The sequence below is a fragment of the Flavobacterium subsaxonicum WB 4.1-42 = DSM 21790 genome (assembly GCF_000422725.1).
GTDB classification, from domain to species: domain Bacteria; phylum Bacteroidota; class Bacteroidia; order Flavobacteriales; family Flavobacteriaceae; genus Flavobacterium; species Flavobacterium subsaxonicum.
In genome coordinates this window covers 51,037-69,186 of record NZ_AUGP01000018.1, presented here as the reverse complement: position 1 = coordinate 69,186, position 18,150 = coordinate 51,037, and the positions used below count along the sequence as shown (strand labels likewise).

Here is an 18,150-nt window from a genome sequence, read left to right as displayed (position 1 = left end):
AAGTAGGCATTGGTAGTTATGGTACGGTTCTTTCAGTATGTATTAGTATAAACACAATAAATATAATATCATGAAAAATTTATTTTTATCAGCAGCTTTAATGCTTTCAATAGCATCATTTGCACAGACACCAGAACAAACTCAAACTACACCAACTCAATCACCGGCCACTAATACAGCTGCACAAACTACTGCCACTACAGCTCCGGCACAAGCCATGAGCACAGACCAGGCAGCTCCGGCACAAGCCATGAGCACAGACCAGGCAGCACCGGCAACAGCAGCAAATCAGGACGATAAAGCATTTAAAAAAATATCGCAGGCAGAAATTGCAATGGACGTACTTAAACCAGCCGTTGCTAAATATGAAGGATTTTCGTTAGTGGAAGCCCTTGTAGCCGAAGACGGTAGCCAATATAAATTAGTACTTACCAAAGATGGTAAAGACGTAGCTGCTTACTTTAAAAGTAATGGCGAATTTATTAAAGAAGTTGCAGCTTAATTAAGCGCACACTTATTTCTAAAAAAGAGAGACTTAGCGGTCTCTCTTTTTTGTTATATACTATTGTAACCTTAAACATAATAATAACAGCTGTTTAAGAATTAAGTTACTGCTAATTGCTTATTTTTATATGCGATAAAACATAGCTGCACAGATGCCAACTATTACTGATAACGAACATTTTTATGCTAACCTGCCGCTAAGCACCCTACCGCTAAGCGACCTTTTAATTAAAGAAAACCTGTTTAGTGCCGTGCCCCAGGACTGGCATGTTATTATTACAGATATTACCGGCTCTACCCAGGCAACACTTACAGGCCGCCATCAGGATGTTAACCTTATTGCCACCGGCAGTATTGTTACGGTGCTTAATATTGCTTATGGCATGAATATTACCGTGCCCTTTTTTTTCGGCGGAGATGGTGCCACGTTTATTGTGCCGCCCGAGGTATTAGTTAAGGTTATGCCGGCCCTTGCCCTTTATCGCATTAACACCCTAAACAATTTTAATCTGGACCTGCGAACGGGTACCGTATCCGTTAAAGATATCTATACCGAAGGCCATAAGATACATATTGCAAAATTCAGCAGTTCGGTATCATTTTCTATTCCTATTGTTTTGGGTAACGGACTAAATTATGCCGAGCAGATCATTAAAGGCGAAAACTACCTGCTATCGGGCCATGAGCCCAATAATGAAGAACTCGACCTTAGTGGCATGCAATGCCGTTGGGATAAAATTGCACCCCCTGAGGATAAGGAAGAAATTGTTACACTGCTGGTTGTGGCACGAAATGTAAACGGACAGGCCGAGGCATTTAAAAAAGTGCTCCAAAAGATGGACGACCTGTATGGCACGCCCGAAAAGCGCCAGCCTATATCGGTAGCCAAACTAAAATTTCAAAGCACCTTTAATAAATTAAGTACAGAGATGCGTGCCCGCCTGGGCAAAATAAAGTGGTTCGAACTGGTTCGCACCTGGTTTATTAGCCTGTACGGGCACATTTATTTTAATACCCGCGGCGGCAAAGAATACCTTAAAAGCATGGTAGAAATGTCGGACACGCTTGTAATCGACGGTAAAATAAACACGGTAATATCGGGCAACGCACAACAACGTGCTTCCTTACAGGAATTATTAGACCAAATGGAAAACGATGGCGAAATTATCTACGGCCTTAATATTAGTAGTGCATCGGTAATGTCGTGCTATGTCAGAAACCTGGACGATGGCCACATTCATTTTGTAGATGGCGCCGATGGTGGCTATACAAGGGCTGCTAAAGTACTTAAGGCTAAACTATAAGCAATATTGACCCAATATTATATTAGGCTACAACAACAGTAGTTTAGCCTACATCTGATTGTTTATTGTTGCGCAACTTTGCAGTATCAAATAAACAGAATTATGAAAATTATAGTTACAGGCTCTATAGGCCACATTAGCAAACCCCTTACGCAACAACTTATTAGCGAGGGCCACAACGTTATTGTTATTAGCAGTAATGCAGAAAGGCAAGCAGATATTGAAGCCCTTGGCGCAACCGCCGCCATTGGCTCTTTACGAGATGTTGATTTTTTAACTGCAACTTTTACCGGTGCCGATGCCGTTTACACCATGGTGCCGCCCAACAATTACTTTAACCACAGCCTGGACCTGCTTGCTTATTACCGCGGCCTTGGCACTAACTATGCACAGGCCATTAGCCAGTCGGGCGTTAAGCGTGTGGTTAACCTTAGCACCATTGGGGCGCATTTAGAAAAAGGGTCGGGTATTTTGTTTGGAGCCCATAATGTAGAGAAGATACTCAACGCACTACCGGCCTATGTTGCCATTACGCACATGCGCCCGGTATCGTTTTACTACAATTTATACGGTTATACCGATATGATTAAGAATGCAAGTGTTATTGCAGCAAATTATGGTGCCGACAGAATGATACCCTGGGTTTCGCCCATTGATATTGCTGCCGCTGTAGCGGAAGAATTGGTAACGCCTTTTGACGGCAGAAAAGTGCGCTACGTAGCCAGCGAAGAACTTACCGGCCATGAGAGTGCCGCTATTTTAGGTGCTGCTATTGGCAAGCCCGACTTACAATGGGTTTTAATATCGGACGAAGAAACGCTGAATGGCCTTACAAGCATTGGTATGGCACCGCAAATTGCTGCCGGACTGGTAGAAATGTATGGTAGCCTTTATACAGGTTTACTATCTGAAGATTATGTACGCAACAGGCCTGCCGTTATGGGCAAGGTAAAACTGGCCGATTTTGCTAAAGAATTTGCTACAGCTTTTAAACAAAATTAGTACCTTTAATTATGGCAGGCACACAACCACTCAGGATAAGAACGATAAGCGAATACCACCAGTTAAGGGGTTTGCCCAAGCCCGAGCATCCGTTAATTAGTGTGGTAAATTTTGAGAGCATGAAATTTTTGGGCGATGACGAGCCTAAAAGCCTGATGCTCGATTTTTATTCTATTGCGCTTAAAAGGTGTGTAAACGCCAAAATGAGGTACGGCCAGCAGGAATATGATTTTGATGAAGGCATCTTGTTTTTTATAGCGCCGGGGCAGATTTTTTCTATAGCATCTAACAGTGAGTCGCGGCACGAAGGATGGTTCCTGCTTATTCACCCAGATTTTTTGTGGAATACCAACATGGCTAAAACCATAAAAAAGTACGAGTTTTTTAATTACTCGGTGCATGAGGCGCTGCATGTTTCAGAAAAAGAAGAGACTATACTGGCAGGCATTATGCAAAACATTCAGCAGGAGTACCGCTCTAACATAGACACCTTTAGCCAGGATGTTATGCTTGCCCAGTTTGAGCTGTTGCTTACCTATGCCGAACGGTTTTACAACCGCCAGTTTATTACCCGTAAAGCGGCCAACCATAAGATATTAACCAAACTGGAAAATCTGCTAACCGAATCGTTTAACAGCGATGCCTTAGCCACCAATGGCCTGCCAACCGTGCACTACATTGCCGAGACGCTAAACACTTCTCCCGGTTATTTAAGTGCGCTGCTAAAGGTGCTAACCGGCCAGAGCACGCAACAACACATACACGACAAGCTGATAGAAAAGGCCAAAGAAAAACTGTCTACCACCAACCTGACAGTAGGCGAAATTGCTTTTGAGCTGGGTTTCGAACATTCGCAGTCGTTCAGCAAACTGTTTAAAACAAAAACCAGCCTCTCTCCTTTAGAGTTCAGGCAGTCTTTTAATTAGATATACTATTGAATACTAAAACAAAAGCTTCAGTTTACGCTGAAGCTTTTTGTATTTAGAATAACTTTTCGGTTTTGGTTAAAAACGCCTCCAGCGCCTCTTTTGGGTCAATATCCATCCTATCGGCCAAAACCATAAGCCACCACATGCTTTCGCCAAGTTTGTGTTTAAGTTCGGGTACAGTGCCCTCCCCTTTCGGCCAGCGGCCCTGCTGGCTCATAGTCAGGCGGCCCACTAAGCCGGCATCGGTTAAAAAAGCCAGGGCATCTTCTTCCACCGTCCATTTACTGCCGTGGTGCTCCAGTTCCAGTTCGTGGTATTTATCGCGAATAGCTAAAGATCGCTCTATAAGTTTATCAAGATCTGATGTTTCCATAATTTTATTCCTTTACAATTTTCCTGCTTATTGTGCTCCCATCATCTGCGTACATACTTAAAAGATACACTCCCGTATTAAGATTTCCTAAGTCTATCGATTGGCCAGACTGAAAACTTCCTTTTGTAAATACCTGCCCTAATAAACTTGTTATCTCATAACTTTTCAGATTTTTATGAGTTTTAATATTAATATTATCCCTTGCAGGATTAGGATATACATCAATATAATTGTACACAAAATTCTCTGTACTGGCAGTAATATCTCCTGTTACAGTAATATAAAAATTTGCATCAGGATAGTTAACATCAACGGTATCCATATAGCCGGGTGCAACGCAACTTTTAAACCAGGAAACATCATTATCTTCGGCGGTAGATGCAGCAAATATCGCGGGGCTACTGTTACCATAAAGCTGTACCTGCTCCACCTCTACAAGTATAATCTCTGTACCGGCAGGAACGGTTACCGGCGTATCAAATGTTATTGTTTTTATTTGGGGTAAACCCGAAGAATAATAAAGTGGATATACCTGACTACTACCTAATAATGTAGCACTTGGTAAAGATTCAGGAAAATTTTGGTCAATAATGTAAATATTAAATTTTATATTGGTATCAAAACTGCTAACGGAATGAATTCCCATATCTCCTGACGTAATTACAAAATCTTTATCAGGCTCAATTCCAAAATCTTCAAGCACAAAGGTTCTTGCCCATCGTAACCCACCACCTGAGCAGGCAAATATTTTACCATCAGGCAAAAGGTCATTACCTATACTATGAGACAATACAATTCCGCTTTGAGCCCTTAAATTAGTGGTTACTAATACAAGCAACACTACAAATAGTCGTAACGATTTCATTTAATATTTAATTTAAGAGCGCAATGTAAGTTTTAATTATGTATAACAAAATTTATTTTAACACAATTATATTGGCTAATAATACAACCTGAAATCCAGCATTTTGCAAAGGGTATAATGTTTTTCGTGCAGTTCTTCTACAATTTCCACCACATCATCCTCGTCCTGGCACAGGCTAAAAAAAGCTTTATCAAGGCCACTGCTGGTAACCTCGTTAAACGCCAGTCCGTAGCCCGACACAGCCCTTGCCCCGGTAATATCTAAAAAATATTGCGCTTCTTCTTCGGTTAAGTCCAGCACCTTTGCGTTGGCAAAATGCAGAATCTTGCCCTTCATCCTGCCCTCAAAAAGTTCGGCTATTTCTTCTAAGCTGTAGTAATATCCGTTAAGCTCAATGTTGTTTTCTTCGCCCTGCATAACCAGGTAAATAATTTCATAATTCTTAAAATTATGATCTTCGTAGAGCAAGGCATTCAGGCTTTCTTCCAGGCCCTCAATGGTATCGCAGGTTTTGTAAATGCTGTCTATACCCTGCTCAAACGCCAATTGTTCTAAGTTTTTAACCACTACTGTAGTGGTTTCTGTTTCTACATCGTCTACAGCTTCGAGGCAGAAAATAAATTTATCATAATCCATACAATTATGTTTTTATAGGTAATCAATAACTAACAAATGTATGTTTTTATGAGGATAAAAAGCCCAACCGTTGGCACACTTTTAGCAGAAAATATTACCTTACAGAAAAGACAATCCATAAAAAAACCCGTATTTTATACGGGTTTAGAGTTGCTATCTTTTAATTATCTTAAACCATTGTAAATTATCATCGGCAATAACTTTTACAAAGTAAACTCCGGCAGAACCAATAATTTCGGCAGGAACCTGACTAACGTTATTATAGTCTTTTTGCAGTATGGCTTTACCGGAAATATCAGTTATAATTAAATTTACGTGTGCATAGGTATTGTTAAAGGTAATAATAAAATCTTTTTCGGTTGGGTTAGGAGCAAGGGTTACTACCCCAATGCCATTTGATTCTTTAGCAGACATTACCATTTCGCCGTCGGCTTCATAAAATTTTGTAATTGTAGCATCTGTTCCTGATATAGGACCAATAGTTTGCCCATAGAAAGTGTGTGGGCCACCATCTATTAAAAAACCTAAGTTTCTCTGAACATAGAAAGCGTCATCTTCCCCTCTTATAAAACCTGATGTTCTTCTTCCCACCAAATTATGTACATTATTACCGCTTTTACTAATACTAACAAGGCTACCATCAAGATTATACGTTGCTATAAAACTATCGTCAGCATTAATAGTAATTGGGCTAAAACCGGTAGTTCCATATAGTGCTCCGGTAGCAGGGGTATTAAACGCATTACTTAGAAGAGCACCAATTATACTTATTTTGTCGTTATATTTAACCATATCCTGACCTCCGCCAGAATAAGTGCCGGTTGAGCCTGTAACCCACTCCCAATTACCCTCTGTACTTATTTTAGCAAAATAATACGGACCATAGGCGCTTTGGGTAATTATCGTACCGTCTGCATTAGTCATAATTTGCGACTCACTACTATAATTAACAGTGTTACTGCCTGTAACAAAGTGGCTGCCATCATCATTGGTAATTATTTTAGATAATAATGTCTGATCACTATTAACAATCCATTGCCCATCGCCATCAGGTGTATATTTTGCAATAAACATGCTTCCTCCATATTGGTTAGACCAGACTTTTTCTATATAATCCTGTTCATCTGCATCATAAACTTTAAGGTTCATTTCAAATATACCATTAAGATAAATATTATTATCGCCATCAAAAGTTATACCCTCAAGAAATTCTGCATTAACAGAATCAATGTAAACTCCAGCATCCCATAAAGGCATTCCGTTAGGGGCATATTTAGCAATATAATAGTTTACATCATTGTTAGTAATATTTGTATATTCTCCTGCATATTGGTCATTATGAAATAGTTCTGCTCCGTTCTGCCCCCAAAAGCTGCCACAAACAACAATATTGTCTTCTTTATCTATAGCCACACGTTTAGGCTCTACACTGTAAATAAGCGTTTTCCATAAAAACCCGCCATTTTCATCGAACTTCATTAGAAAAGACGACGAATTACCTGACGGCCATTGAGGCGATACTGCTTGCGAGTTACCATTAGTATCATACAAGGTGCCATCAGAATGGCCAATTATATAAATATTATTTTGAGAATCTGTAGCGATAGACATAATTACATTCCGTTCTTCATCGGCTGCTTTTTCTGTGCGCACCAACCATTGTAGCTCGCCATCAAAGTTATATTTTGCAAGATAAGCACCATTTTTATTTGTAAGATCGTATACATTGCCATCTGTAGAGTCAAATATTTCATCATTATAATGCCCACAGGTAAGAAAACCGCCAACTACAGGTTTCATATCCAGCGACTCTAAATCCCATCGGTTTGGCCAATCCTGAGATTCTAGCTGCCCGTTGTAGATGTCTTCTCCGGCCTGTACGAGCGTCCAGGTAGATTCCTGGCAAAAAGCAAACTGCATAAATAGGCAGCAAACAATAAGTAATTTATTTTTCACAAATTTATTTGTTAATAGTTTGCAGCTAAAATAACATAAATTGTTTCTCTTACACTTAACGCACACATAAATATCTACTACTTTCGCATTACAAAAAACAATACCTCAAAGCGTTGGCGAATATCAACCAAAACAGCATTACTTATTTTTCTGCAAATGCCATAAACGGCATAGCGTTGCCGCAGCGTTTTACGTTTCCGTTTTATTATGAACCGCACACGCTGACTAAAATTGCCACGGCCGAATTGCAACACTATTTACAAACGCAAACCGACCTGGACCATAATTTTGGGCTTACCGAAAAGGATAAGGAATTGGGTGTTGGCAAAATGTTTGGCGTTTTGGTTGTTGAAGATACCGAGGGTAAATTAGGGTACCTGTCGGCTTTTTCTGGTAAGTTGGCCGGCTCTAATACGCATCAAAAGTTTGTGCCGCCGGTTTTTGATATGCTGGCCGAAGATAGCTTCTTTTTACAAGGTCAGGAACTACTAAACACCATTAACAAACAGGTTAAGATTATAGAGGCTAACGAAACTTACGCAGGCCTTAAGCAGGAATTGAAACAGGCAACCGTACAGTCGGCCCAAGAAATAGCAGCCCTTAAAAACCAGTTAAAAAGCAATAAAGAAATACGGAAGCACGTTCGCACCGAACAAAAAACCATCCTGACCGAATTGGATTATGCTTTTTTTGAGGCCTATTTAGTGCGCCATAGTTTATACGATAAGCACCTGTATGCTGTTTTATTGGATAAATGGAAGCAGCACATTGACAGGCTGCAAGTAGCAATGGCACAATTTGATACTGATATTGAAGCCTTAAAAAAAGAACGCAAAGAAAAATCGGCGGCGTTGCAGCAGCAAATTTTTGAGCAGTATGTGTTTTTAAACAAAGACCGTAAAAAGAAAAGCTTATACGCTATTTTTAGCGATACCGTTTTTGGCAAGCCACCCGCCGCCGCCGGAGAATGCGCCACACCCAAGCTGTTGCAGCAAGCCTTTTTACACGGCTACAAGCCATTGGCAATGGCCGAGTTTTGGTGGGGTGTACCGCCAAAATCGGAAATACGGAAACACAAACAGTTTTACCCCGCCTGCACCGGCAAATGCAAACCCATACTGGAACATATGCTGGAAGGCATTGCCTTAGACGATAACCCGCTTTTAAAGAACACGGGCGAAGGCAAAACACTCGAAATTATTTATGAAGACGATAGCTTTGTGGTGGTTAACAAACCCGCCGATTTGCTATCAGTTCCCGGTATACAAATACAGGACTCGGTGTATACAAGGCTTCAGACCACATTGGGTACTGTTGAGCCACTTATTATACACAGGCTGGATATGCCAACATCGGGGCTACTGGTGGTCGCCAAAACCAAAGAAGCGCACAAGCATATTCAGCGGCAGTTTATAAAGCGCACGGTAACCAAACGCTACACCGCGTTGCTCTCTAAAGTTATTGAAGCAACGGAAGGCGAAATATCCCTCCCCCTGCGTGGCGACCTGGACAACAGGCCGAGGCAGCTGGTGTGTTTCGACTTCGGAAAAAAAGCAATTACCAAATGGAAAGTAATAGAAAAATACGCGAACACTACTAAAATACACTTTTGGCCACTTACCGGGCGCACCCACCAATTGCGCATGCATGCCGCCCACGAACTGGGGCTTAACGCACCTATTGTTGGCGATGCCTTATACGGAACCACTGCCGAAAGATTACATTTACACGCCGCCTTTCTTGAATTTACACATCCCTTAACGGGAGAAATGATGGGTTTTGAAGTTGTGGAGGATTTTTAAAATCTCAAACTGTAGAATTACTTACCTCCGCGCGCTTTAATTTCGGCGTTAAGCTGGTTTAGCCTTATTACGCCCGGTAACAGCGCTAAACCGGCAGAAGGCAAAATAGCCAGCAACGTTAAGTTTTGTTTCCTGTAAATTAAAAAAATCATGGCTCCAAGAAAAATAAGCAGTACCGCTATAGTGGCGCCTACAATTCCGGACATCTGCTTTTTTTGTTTGGTTAATTCTTCAAGGGTCAGGTCTGATAATTTGTTTGGTTTCATAACTATTATTCTAATTGGATGGTTGCTGCAAACATAAATAAAAAATTGGCATACCAATCAAAAACCCTTACTGATCTGTAATAAAAAAGCTTCAGTAAAAACTGAAGCTTTCTGTTGTAATTTGTTATCCTTTAGTAGCTGCATCAAACACGCGGCAAAAGTTACCGCCGCCAAATTTGGCAATATCCTCTTCGGTAAAGCCTGTTTTTAGCAGGGCATCTACCACGGCGTAATAAAAGCCAACCTTTTGGTCTTTCCACGCTTCGTTGGTACGTTCGCCAACCCTGCCGCCGCCTTTGCCTTCTTCTTTCTTTCCACCTTCGGGGCCACCCTTTTCTTTATTTTGAGGAGGGCCCTGCTTATCGCCATCCGGCTTCCTGCCCTGATCGTTAGGCGACCTGTACGATGCGGTTAGCTTTGTATCGGTACCAATACTTACGTGGTCTATACCAATAACATCTACCATAGCACGCACGTTTTGGGCATATTCCAGCGGGGTTTCGGCCAAATGTGTCCACACCCCAATAATACCACCGGCACCGGCCACAATTTTAGCCTGCTCTTTGCTAATAAGCCTTGGCTTCATCATTTTAGCCATAAAAGGGTTTTGCCCCAATTGCGTATCAAGGCCCGTGTGCGATATAACCACTGGTTTGGTGGTTACCTTTAATGCCGCGTTAATGGTATCGTTACTGGCATGGGCAAGGTCTATTAAAATACCCAGGCGGTTACACTCTTTAATAACATCAGCACCCAATGCAGTTAACCCGCCATACTTAGCGGTATTGGTATATACATCGCCCAGGGGAACCGAGGCATCATTATCGTGCAGCAATCCTAAATGGCGCAGGCCACGGTTGTAGGCAACCTGTACCCTGCTTGCCTGCCCTTCTAAAAAGTGGCATCCTTCTACCGATTGTATAATGGTTGGTGTACCGCTCTTTTTGGCCGCTTTTACGTCGGCTAAATTTAAAGAGCGTTTAATATTATTGCTTTGTAACACCGCATCCATAGCATCCAATCCGCTTATAAAGCGGTTATAGGCATCGCCGGGATTGGTCAGCTTTTGGTAATCTACCGCAAAGGTGGCGCATATTGCCGAAAGGCCCGATTTTTTCATCTCCGCAGCCAGGTCCAGTTTTGGGCCGGGAAGCTCATCCGCGTTAAGCGGAACGTCAACATGATTGTGTGTGTCTATACCCATTGTTCTGGCTACAATGGCAGCCACCCGCGGGTCTTCGTTTTCAAAAGCCCACATAAGGGGCGGATTTAATACTATAACTGCACCTGCCCCGGTTAGGGTGGTTACAAATTTTCTGCGCGACCATAGCTGATTACCTATTCCCATATTGTGTGTTTATTATACGGCCTAAAGAAAAACACCTTTAGCCGACTGATTGCATTTAAGACTACAACTAAAGCAAAAGGTTTAACAAGTAATTTTATTTTTTTTAAGAAAAAACAAAAAAAGTTATATAATGCAAAAAACCCCTTAGCTTTCGCTAAAGGGTTTCTAAATTATAACAGTATAACTGATTATTTTTGTACAGCTACAGTATCTGTTGCAGCAGGAGCAGCTACAGTATCTGCAGGAGCTACAGGAGCTTCAACAGTTTCAGTAACTACAGTATCTGTAGTAGTTTCAGTTGTAGTTTCTTCTTTTTTACCACAGCTTGTTAAGCTAAAAGTTGCTGTAAGTACAAGGGCTGTTAATACAATTAGTTTTTTCATGATAAATATTTTTTAAAGATTATTTTTTCTCAGTTACAGTGTCTGTTGTTACAGTAGTTGTAGTACTTACAGTATCAGCTGCAGGAGCTACAGGAGCTTCAACAGTTTCAGTAACTACAGTATCTGTAGTAGTTTCAGTTGCAGTTTCTTCTTTTTTACCACAGCTTGTTAAGCTAAAAGTTGCAGTAAGTACAAGGGCTGTTAATACGATTAGTTTTTTCATGATAAATATTTTTAAATGATTAATTAGTTTTACATCTTAATTCTGATACAAATGTATTGGGTTATTGAGGCCGTTTTATGCAGAAGTGGTGAAACGAGCCTTTGACTTGGTAAAAGCAATAGGAAAACCGTGTAAATTTGATTTACTTTACATTACTAATACTACCTGCATGCGCCGCTTTACCGCTATATTACTACTAATGTTATCGCTTTTACTGAGTTCGACAGCAGTTAAAGCCCAGGGCGGGGAACCCAAAAAGAAGGAAACCCCGGCCAACTTAAAAAAGGCAGCCACCGATTTAGAACGCTCTTTAATAGAGAACGATAACTCTAAAATTGCCCGTAACTACGAGCTGTTATCACAGGAATTTGATGATAAGGATGATTTGCCTAAGGCTGAGGAATACTTATTTAAAGCACTTGAAATTTATACGGCTGCTAACGATATTGCCGGCCGCGCAAAAATGATGCGCAAAATTGCAAGGGTGCAGGAGCATCAGGGTAAATTGCGTGCTGCCGCCCAAAACTATAATGCCGCCGCAACTACCGCTATAGATAAAACAGCTAAGACGTTAAACTTAAACGACTACAACCGTCTAAAAAATCAGGGTAACCCCCAAATTGAAGAAAGCTACCTAAACGCAAACATAAGCCTGCTCAATAAACAACGTAAAAAAGCCGAAGTAGCCGATACCTACATGCAACTGGCGGCCCTTAACCTAAAAGGCAGCGATACCACGGCTACGCTGCAAAATTATGAGCTGGCATTGGGGCAGGCCAAGAACTATCCTGTAAAGGCCATTAAAATATACAGCGAAATTGCCAAACTGCATGTTGCCGCCAAACGCTACGAAGAGGCTGTAACCGTAGTTAAAGAGCTGTTGGAAGATGCCAAAGCCTTAAAAAACTACAACACCCAGATTGTACAACTGCAATATCTTGCCTCGATTTATTTTAAGATGGATGATGCCGAAAACGGCGTAAATGCCTTAAAAGAATCGTATAAAATTGCATCGGCCAACGGTAAAACCTTTGAGGCAAAAGAGACTGTAATACTGCTGATTGACCATTATAAAGCTACGGGAGACGATAAGGCCAGTATGGAAATGTATGAGGAATTTTTTAAAAATCTCGACCGCATTATCCTGTCGGATACGTCGCTGACCGATGCCAAGACCTTTAGGGTTACCGAAGAAAGGATACGCAGGCTGGAAACCGAGAAGAGTTTTAAAGACGAGCTTATTACCCGTAAAAACACGTTTAACTACCTGTTATTGGGCTTTATGGTGCTGCTTTTGCTGCTTTTTGCCTTTATTGTTAAGGCGCTGTATTCCATCAAAACCAAGAATAAAGAGATAGCCTTACAGTCGCTAAGGCGGGAGATGAACCCGCATTTTATATTCAACAGCCTTAATAGTGTCAACCAGTTTATTGCCCAGAATAACGAGCTTGAGGCTAATAAATACCTTACCTCCTACTCTAACCTGATGCGCAACACTATGGAAAACTCCAACAAAGATTTTGTTACACTGGGCAATGAGATTGAGAACTTAACCAAATACCTTGAGCTGGAGCACCTGCGCTTTAAAGATAAATTCCGTTTTGAGATTAAGGTAGACGAAAAGCTGGATCCCGATACCATCTGGGTGCCCAACATGATCGTTCAGCCGCACCTGGAAAATGCCATTTGGCACGGACTTCGCTATAAAGAGGAAAGAGGCGTGCTGAAAATGACGGTGGAGCTTGCCGGCAAAAAAATACTGATTACCATTGATGATGATGGCATTGGCCCCACCAAAAGCGGCGAGCTAAAAACGCACAACCAAAAGGCGCACAACTCGCGCGGGCTTACCAATACCAAAGAGCGCATGACGCTGTTAAACGAGCTGTATAAAACCAATATGGCCTTTACGGTAACCGAGAAAACGGCACCGGAAACAGGCACTATTGTAGAAATTACTTTCCCAATTATAAATAAACCATGATGAGCTTTCAAAAAATAAGAAGCGTTATTGTAGAAGATGAAACTGCCGCCAGGGAAGTGCTGCGCAGCTACCTTACCAAATACTGCCCGCAGGTGGAAATTGTAGGCGAAGCGCAAAACAGCCGCGAGGCTGTGCCCCTGTTACACGAATTGCAGCCCCATCTGGTTTTTCTGGATGTAGAGATGCCTTTTGGCAATGCCTTTGATGTGCTGGAGGCTTGTAGCACCCTAACTTTTGAGACCATTTTTGTGACTGCTTTTTCGGAATATTCGTTAAAGGCGCTAAACCGAAGTGCCGCTTACTACCTGCTGAAACCTATTAGTATCGAAGAGCTTATTGTGGCAGTTAATAAGGTGCAGCAACAGGTTATAAACAAAGAGCTGTTTAACCGCAATAAGATTATTGTAGAGAATTTCAGGGAGCCTAAAGCCGAGAAGCAACAGGTTATTTTGCCTACAATGGAGGGGTTTGAAATTGTAAAAATGGAAGAGATCGTACGCCTGAAAGGCAATGGCAATTTTACCGACCTTTACCTTACCAACGGGTCTAAAAAAATGGCTTGCCGTTTTTTAAAGCATTTTAACGAGATGCTGCCCCTGCCGTTTTTAAGGGTGCATAAATCGCATATTGTTAACCTCAACTTTGTAAAACTTTACAACAAAGGTGGCTACATTACCCTTGAAGATGGTGCCGAAGTAGAGATATCGCCTACGTATAAAGAAGATTTTTTAAAGAATTTTAAGTAAATTATTATTTACGCAAAGAGGCACAAAGAAGGCACAAAGGCTCGCAAAGCATTATAACTGTTTGTTTTTTAATACACTTTCAGCAACATTTTTACCACTGGTCAGGGCAGCTTCAACGGTGCCCATAGCAGGGCCATCGTACAGGTATTCTCCGGCAAAGTATACGGTGTTTGCTACGGGTTGCAGCAATATTTTACGGGCTTGTGGGCTTTCTACTTTATCATAAGCATAAGAGCCGCGGGTGTAGGCTTTGGCCGTCCAGTTGGCAACCTTCCAGGCAACCAATTTATTGTGTAATGCTTCAGGTTCAATTTTAAAGACCCGGCTTAGCGATGCTATGGCTAACTGCATAATACTTTCATCCGGCATATCTTTTTTATCGTACGCCGGTGGGCCGCCAAGCCAGCCCGTAAGTAGCGGACTATGGGCCGGAGCCTGTGTCCAGAACGTGGGTATCTCATCATTGGCGAATAAAAAGCCCATAGTAGATAAATTGGCACCGGTAAGTTGGGTAACGGCATCGCTCTCCCAAAACACATCGTTAAACTCCAGCAATATTTTTATAACCGACCCAAACCCTATGTTGTTAATGGCCTTTTCCTGCTCATCAAGCGGCGGGCTGAAAGTAATTGCACCTTCGGCATCTTTAGGGGCCTGTAGCAAGCCCAAAGGCAGGGCAATAATTACTTTGCCTGCCACATAGCTATTACCATTAGTAGTTGTTACCGTTACGGCATCGTTTTTCCAAATAACTTGCCGCGCTACAGCATTCAGAAGGACATCGTTACCAGCATTGCGGCAGGTATCGGCCAGATAGTTTATCATGGTGCAATAGCCACCGTTAACGCGGTGCTGGGCATCTTCATCTTCGTGGTTCCATTCGTTGCGAAGGGCAAACGCACTGGCATCGGTACTATCAGCAGTATCATATCCGGCTACATAGTTTTCTATCTGGGTGCGCATACTAGCATACTCTTCTGCGCTAAAGTTTTGTTGCAAAAAGTCGTTTAACGGCATGTCGTGCTCTAACTGGTTCAGCTTTTCCAGAAAATTGCCCCAGCCCTCAACAAACTCATCGCTTTGTTCAAACTTGCCGTTATGGTGCTGCCACATCTCAAAACCAACATCGGTACTGCCAATACCTGCCTCTTTAAGCAGGTTAAGCGTAACCGGCAAATCGCCGTGGATAAACTCGGCACCCAGCTCTACAGGCGTAGAAAATTGCTTGTTGCTTATGGTGTGTATGCGCCCGCCAATGCGGTTTCGGGCTTCGAGCACCGTAACGGTTTTACCTGCTTTAACCAGTGTGTAGGCAGCCATAAGGCCGGCTGCACCGGCACCAATTATAATAACATCAGTAGTTTTCATTTGTTATGAGATAGGGTAAGCAAGATACTATTTAATTGTAGTTACCTGGCACTATACCGCTCATAAAATGTACCCGTACCTTTGGCATCTAAACGGCCTACGATAACGGTTACCGAAGTTTTAGACAGCTCTGAGCCGGGGTACAAATGCTCGTGCTCCCTTGCGCCCACGGGCAGATCGGCATTACTTTCCTGGTCGGCATCGGCTAATTGAAATAAGAGGTTAGCTAACGAGCGGAGCCCTTCGGGGTTGCCGTGAATTAAAACTTCGTTCCGGCTTTCTTTCTTGCCTTCAAATTCGTCTTCGTTGCTGCTTACTATTATATCTAAGTGCCCGTTAATTGTTGGGTTGTGGCTGCTCATAGTTACTTGTGGATAATTTATATCGAAATGCTAAGATATAAAAACTAAAAAGCTTCAGTTTTTACTGAAGCTTTTAGCTTATGCTTAAATACCTCTCTGTTATTCTTTAATTATTTTATGTGTTATAATGGCGTTGTCGGCGGTTTTTATATTGATGATGTATGTGCCGGCATTAAAGCCTTGTATAGAAATAGTGTTTTGCGACCCGTAGAAACTGCCTTGTAAAAGCACCTGCCCTAACATATTTATAACTTCGTAACTGCTTAATGCTGCTTCTGATTGTATGTTTACAATATCTGAAGTTGGGTTTGGATAAACCTTTACCTCATTATAGCTAATATCTTTGGTTGCTGCCGGTATGCCGCAGGGGCCCGATGCCAGTTTTGTTATAAAAAAGTCGGTACCATTGTTTACACCAAGAACTTTAGTAAGGGTAGGCACGTTATCATCTTCATCGGTAAAAAGATCGAAATAAAAATAACCACCGGCTATATAATTGCCATCATTATCTGCGGTAATGGCTGTAAGTGCATCATCGTAACCTGCAATACCCGGAATAAGATGAAAGTCTATAGCCGCGCCTGTGCTTTTGTTAAGCCTAAGCAACCCGGGGTCTGGCCTGTGGTTTGCCGGAAGGTTTACAGACACGTTGCCCCACATTTCGTTAGTTGCCTGGGTGGCCACCCCAATTTCGTTACCGTTTATTACCAGGCTGTAGTTGTAGTGCGATCCTGAAAAAATATCTACCGTGTAGCCCGACGGTGTTGTCATCCACTGTACGGCACCCGATGTATTTAGCTTTAGCACATAGGGCACATTGCCCTGCACTAAGGTCGAAAAATTATAGTCGCCAAATGCCACACCCCCCAACGGCGCATTTAAAAAGTACTTGCCCGTAAGGTATAGCGATGAGTCGCTGTCTATTTTCAGGTCGTAAATGCGGCTATCCTTAAACTCGGACGGCGAGGTTATTTCTTTAACCCAAAGGTTAGTGCCCGAGCCGTTAAAAGCCATTACGTAAGCCTGGTCCTGCAGCTCTGTTCCGTTTAAAGAAAGGGGCTGGAGCATAAAAATATCTCCGTTGGTCCTAAAGCCCGCAATATAGTAGCGGTCCAGGCTTTCATCATACCTAAACTCGGTATTGTTTTCCAGTAGGTAACCTTCTACAGGCAAGGGTACATTGCCCTGGTACACCCCCTGCGCATTGTAGGTAACTATATAATATTTAAAAATGTTTGTAAAGCTTGCCGGCACTGTAATAGCACCGTTAAGGTGCGTGCCCGCCATAAAGCCTATAAGGGTGTGTACGGTACCATCTGAATCTACCGCTACCTGATTTATGCTACCAAACCTTAACGTGCTTGTAACGTTGCCCTGTGGCATTACACGCCATGCCAGCTCACCATCGCTGGTATTGTATTTTAGCAGGGCCACTGTTTTAAATCCCTCTTGTGGCTGCGCGTCATTGGGGTCTAAAAGTGGCTGGGCATCATCGGCGCTAAAATGCGGCGGAAGGTATTCCGGCCCAAAATTAGACAGGTTAAGAACATTGGCACCAATATACAAGCCGCCATTGTTGTCTAATTGTATTTTATAAGCATAGTCTGTACTGCCGCCACCTATAACCTGTAGCCATCTAAAGGTACCCTCGCAATCGGTAGAAAACACAACAATATCGGTAGAGCCTGTGGCTTGCGGAATCGAATTGTATACCGTTACCGGTATGTTTTGATACTCTGTGCTTTGCTCTGTCATAAATGCCAGATAGTAGTAATTGTTCTGGCTGTCTACAGCAATGTCTAGTATTTGCTCGCTATCAAAGTTATAAGTTATACTGGTTTCGTTTGGCGACAGCTTTACGCCGCCACCGCGTTTGGCCCATTGCCATTGATAATCCTGAGCAGATAGTGCCATTGCCGCCAGCAACGAGGCAAAAAGTAATGTTTTCTTCATAAGTGGTTGGTTTTTTAACTAAACAAGCAACAACTTAATTTCCCTACCTTAATTGTTAAAAAAGCATACAAATTGCAGTAAAATTTGGTTTTTGAATCAATTTTGATTTAAGAAAACACTAATTAATTAGTACAGATCATACCTCA

The 18,150-nt window shown here is 42.1% G+C and carries 18 protein-coding genes; 7 read left to right on the top strand and 11 right to left on the bottom strand.

Annotated features, from left to right (window positions below):
• Positions 1-70: 70 nt before the first annotated feature.
• From G509_RS0106420 to G509_RS0106405, 4 genes are all read left to right on the top strand, one after another.
• A complete protein-coding gene (locus tag G509_RS0106420; protein ID WP_026990757.1) occupies positions 71-502 on the top strand; it encodes a hypothetical protein in 432 nt (143 codons plus the stop codon).
• Positions 503-656: 154 nt separating this feature from the next.
• Positions 657-1,808, top strand: a complete 1,152-nt coding sequence (locus G509_RS0106415) for a DUF3095 domain-containing protein (RefSeq protein WP_035738629.1) — start codon at positions 657-659, stop codon at positions 1,806-1,808.
• Positions 1,809-1,910: 102 nt separating this feature from the next.
• A complete protein-coding gene (locus tag G509_RS0106410; RefSeq protein ID WP_026990755.1) occupies positions 1,911-2,810 on the top strand; it encodes an NmrA family NAD(P)-binding protein in 900 nt (299 codons plus the stop codon).
• A gap of 11 nt (positions 2,811-2,821) precedes the next feature.
• On the top strand, positions 2,822-3,736 hold the full coding sequence (locus tag G509_RS0106405; protein WP_026990754.1) for a helix-turn-helix domain-containing protein: 915 nt from the start codon (positions 2,822-2,824) through the stop codon (positions 3,734-3,736).
• Positions 3,737-3,791: 55 nt separating this feature from the next.
• Here the strand turns inward: G509_RS0106405 and G509_RS0106400 are convergent, their stop codons facing one another.
• From G509_RS0106400 to G509_RS0106380, 4 genes are all read right to left on the bottom strand, one after another.
• The gene (locus G509_RS0106400; RefSeq protein WP_026990753.1) at positions 3,792-4,112 is read right to left on the bottom strand and encodes a nucleoside triphosphate pyrophosphohydrolase family protein; all 321 of its coding nucleotides are present in this window, start codon (positions 4,110-4,112) and stop codon (positions 3,792-3,794) included.
• A 4-nt stretch (positions 4,113-4,116) separates the two neighbouring features.
• Positions 4,117-4,977 carry a T9SS type A sorting domain-containing protein gene (locus G509_RS0106395; protein ID WP_026990752.1) on the bottom strand — a complete coding sequence of 287 codons (861 nt, stop codon included), beginning with the start codon at positions 4,975-4,977 and terminating at the stop codon, positions 4,117-4,119.
• Positions 4,978-5,052: 75 nt separating this feature from the next.
• Positions 5,053-5,613, bottom strand: coding sequence for a DUF6642 family protein (locus G509_RS0106390; RefSeq protein WP_026990751.1), 561 nt, complete (start codon positions 5,611-5,613; stop codon positions 5,053-5,055).
• A 153-nt stretch (positions 5,614-5,766) separates the two neighbouring features.
• On the bottom strand, positions 5,767-7,569 hold the full coding sequence (locus G509_RS0106380; RefSeq protein ID WP_131450725.1) for a T9SS type A sorting domain-containing protein: 1,803 nt from the start codon (positions 7,567-7,569) through the stop codon (positions 5,767-5,769).
• A gap of 113 nt (positions 7,570-7,682) precedes the next feature.
• On the opposite strand from G509_RS0106380, the gene G509_RS0106375 reads away from it, so the two are divergent.
• The gene (locus tag G509_RS0106375; protein WP_117590878.1) at positions 7,683-9,371 is read left to right on the top strand and encodes an RluA family pseudouridine synthase; all 1,689 of its coding nucleotides are present in this window, start codon (positions 7,683-7,685) and stop codon (positions 9,369-9,371) included.
• 17 nt (positions 9,372-9,388) lie between these two features.
• Here the strand turns inward: G509_RS0106375 and G509_RS0106370 are convergent, their stop codons facing one another.
• From G509_RS0106370 to G509_RS0106355, 4 genes are all read right to left on the bottom strand, one after another.
• A complete protein-coding gene (locus G509_RS0106370; protein ID WP_026990748.1) occupies positions 9,389-9,637 on the bottom strand; it encodes a hypothetical protein in 249 nt (82 codons plus the stop codon).
• 124 nt (positions 9,638-9,761) lie between these two features.
• A complete protein-coding gene (locus tag G509_RS0106365) occupies positions 9,762-10,985 on the bottom strand; it encodes a dipeptidase (RefSeq protein WP_026990747.1) in 1,224 nt (407 codons plus the stop codon).
• 188 nt (positions 10,986-11,173) lie between these two features.
• On the bottom strand, positions 11,174-11,368 hold the full coding sequence (locus tag G509_RS0106360) for a hypothetical protein (protein WP_026990746.1): 195 nt from the start codon (positions 11,366-11,368) through the stop codon (positions 11,174-11,176).
• Positions 11,369-11,387: 19 nt separating this feature from the next.
• The gene (locus G509_RS0106355; protein WP_026990745.1) at positions 11,388-11,591 is read right to left on the bottom strand and encodes a hypothetical protein; all 204 of its coding nucleotides are present in this window, start codon (positions 11,589-11,591) and stop codon (positions 11,388-11,390) included.
• Between the two features lie 169 nt (positions 11,592-11,760).
• Here G509_RS0106355 and G509_RS0106350 point away from each other — a divergent pair, with 169 nt between their 5' ends.
• The gene (locus tag G509_RS0106350; protein WP_026990744.1) at positions 11,761-13,575 is read left to right on the top strand and encodes a tetratricopeptide repeat-containing sensor histidine kinase; all 1,815 of its coding nucleotides are present in this window, start codon (positions 11,761-11,763) and stop codon (positions 13,573-13,575) included.
• Positions 13,572-14,321, top strand: coding sequence for a LytR/AlgR family response regulator transcription factor (locus G509_RS0106345; RefSeq protein WP_026990743.1), 750 nt, complete (start codon positions 13,572-13,574; stop codon positions 14,319-14,321). The genes G509_RS0106350 and G509_RS0106345 overlap by 4 nt, the downstream gene beginning before the upstream one ends.
• A gap of 51 nt (positions 14,322-14,372) precedes the next feature.
• On the opposite strand, the gene G509_RS0106340 is transcribed toward G509_RS0106345, so the two are convergent.
• The 3 genes from G509_RS0106340 to G509_RS0106330 all read right to left on the bottom strand — a co-directional run bounded on the left by G509_RS0106340 (position 14,373) and on the right by G509_RS0106330 (position 18,004).
• Positions 14,373-15,689 (bottom strand): flavin monoamine oxidase family protein, encoded by a 1,317-nt coding sequence (locus G509_RS0106340; protein WP_026990742.1) that lies wholly within the window; start codon positions 15,687-15,689, stop codon positions 14,373-14,375.
• A 41-nt stretch (positions 15,690-15,730) separates the two neighbouring features.
• Complete coding sequence (locus G509_RS0106335; protein WP_026990741.1) at positions 15,731-16,051, bottom strand: Imm32 family immunity protein; 321 nt, start codon at positions 16,049-16,051, stop codon at positions 15,731-15,733.
• A 99-nt stretch (positions 16,052-16,150) separates the two neighbouring features.
• The gene (locus tag G509_RS0106330) at positions 16,151-18,004 is read right to left on the bottom strand and encodes a T9SS type A sorting domain-containing protein (protein WP_026990740.1); all 1,854 of its coding nucleotides are present in this window, start codon (positions 18,002-18,004) and stop codon (positions 16,151-16,153) included.
• Positions 18,005-18,150: the final 146 nt, after the last annotated feature.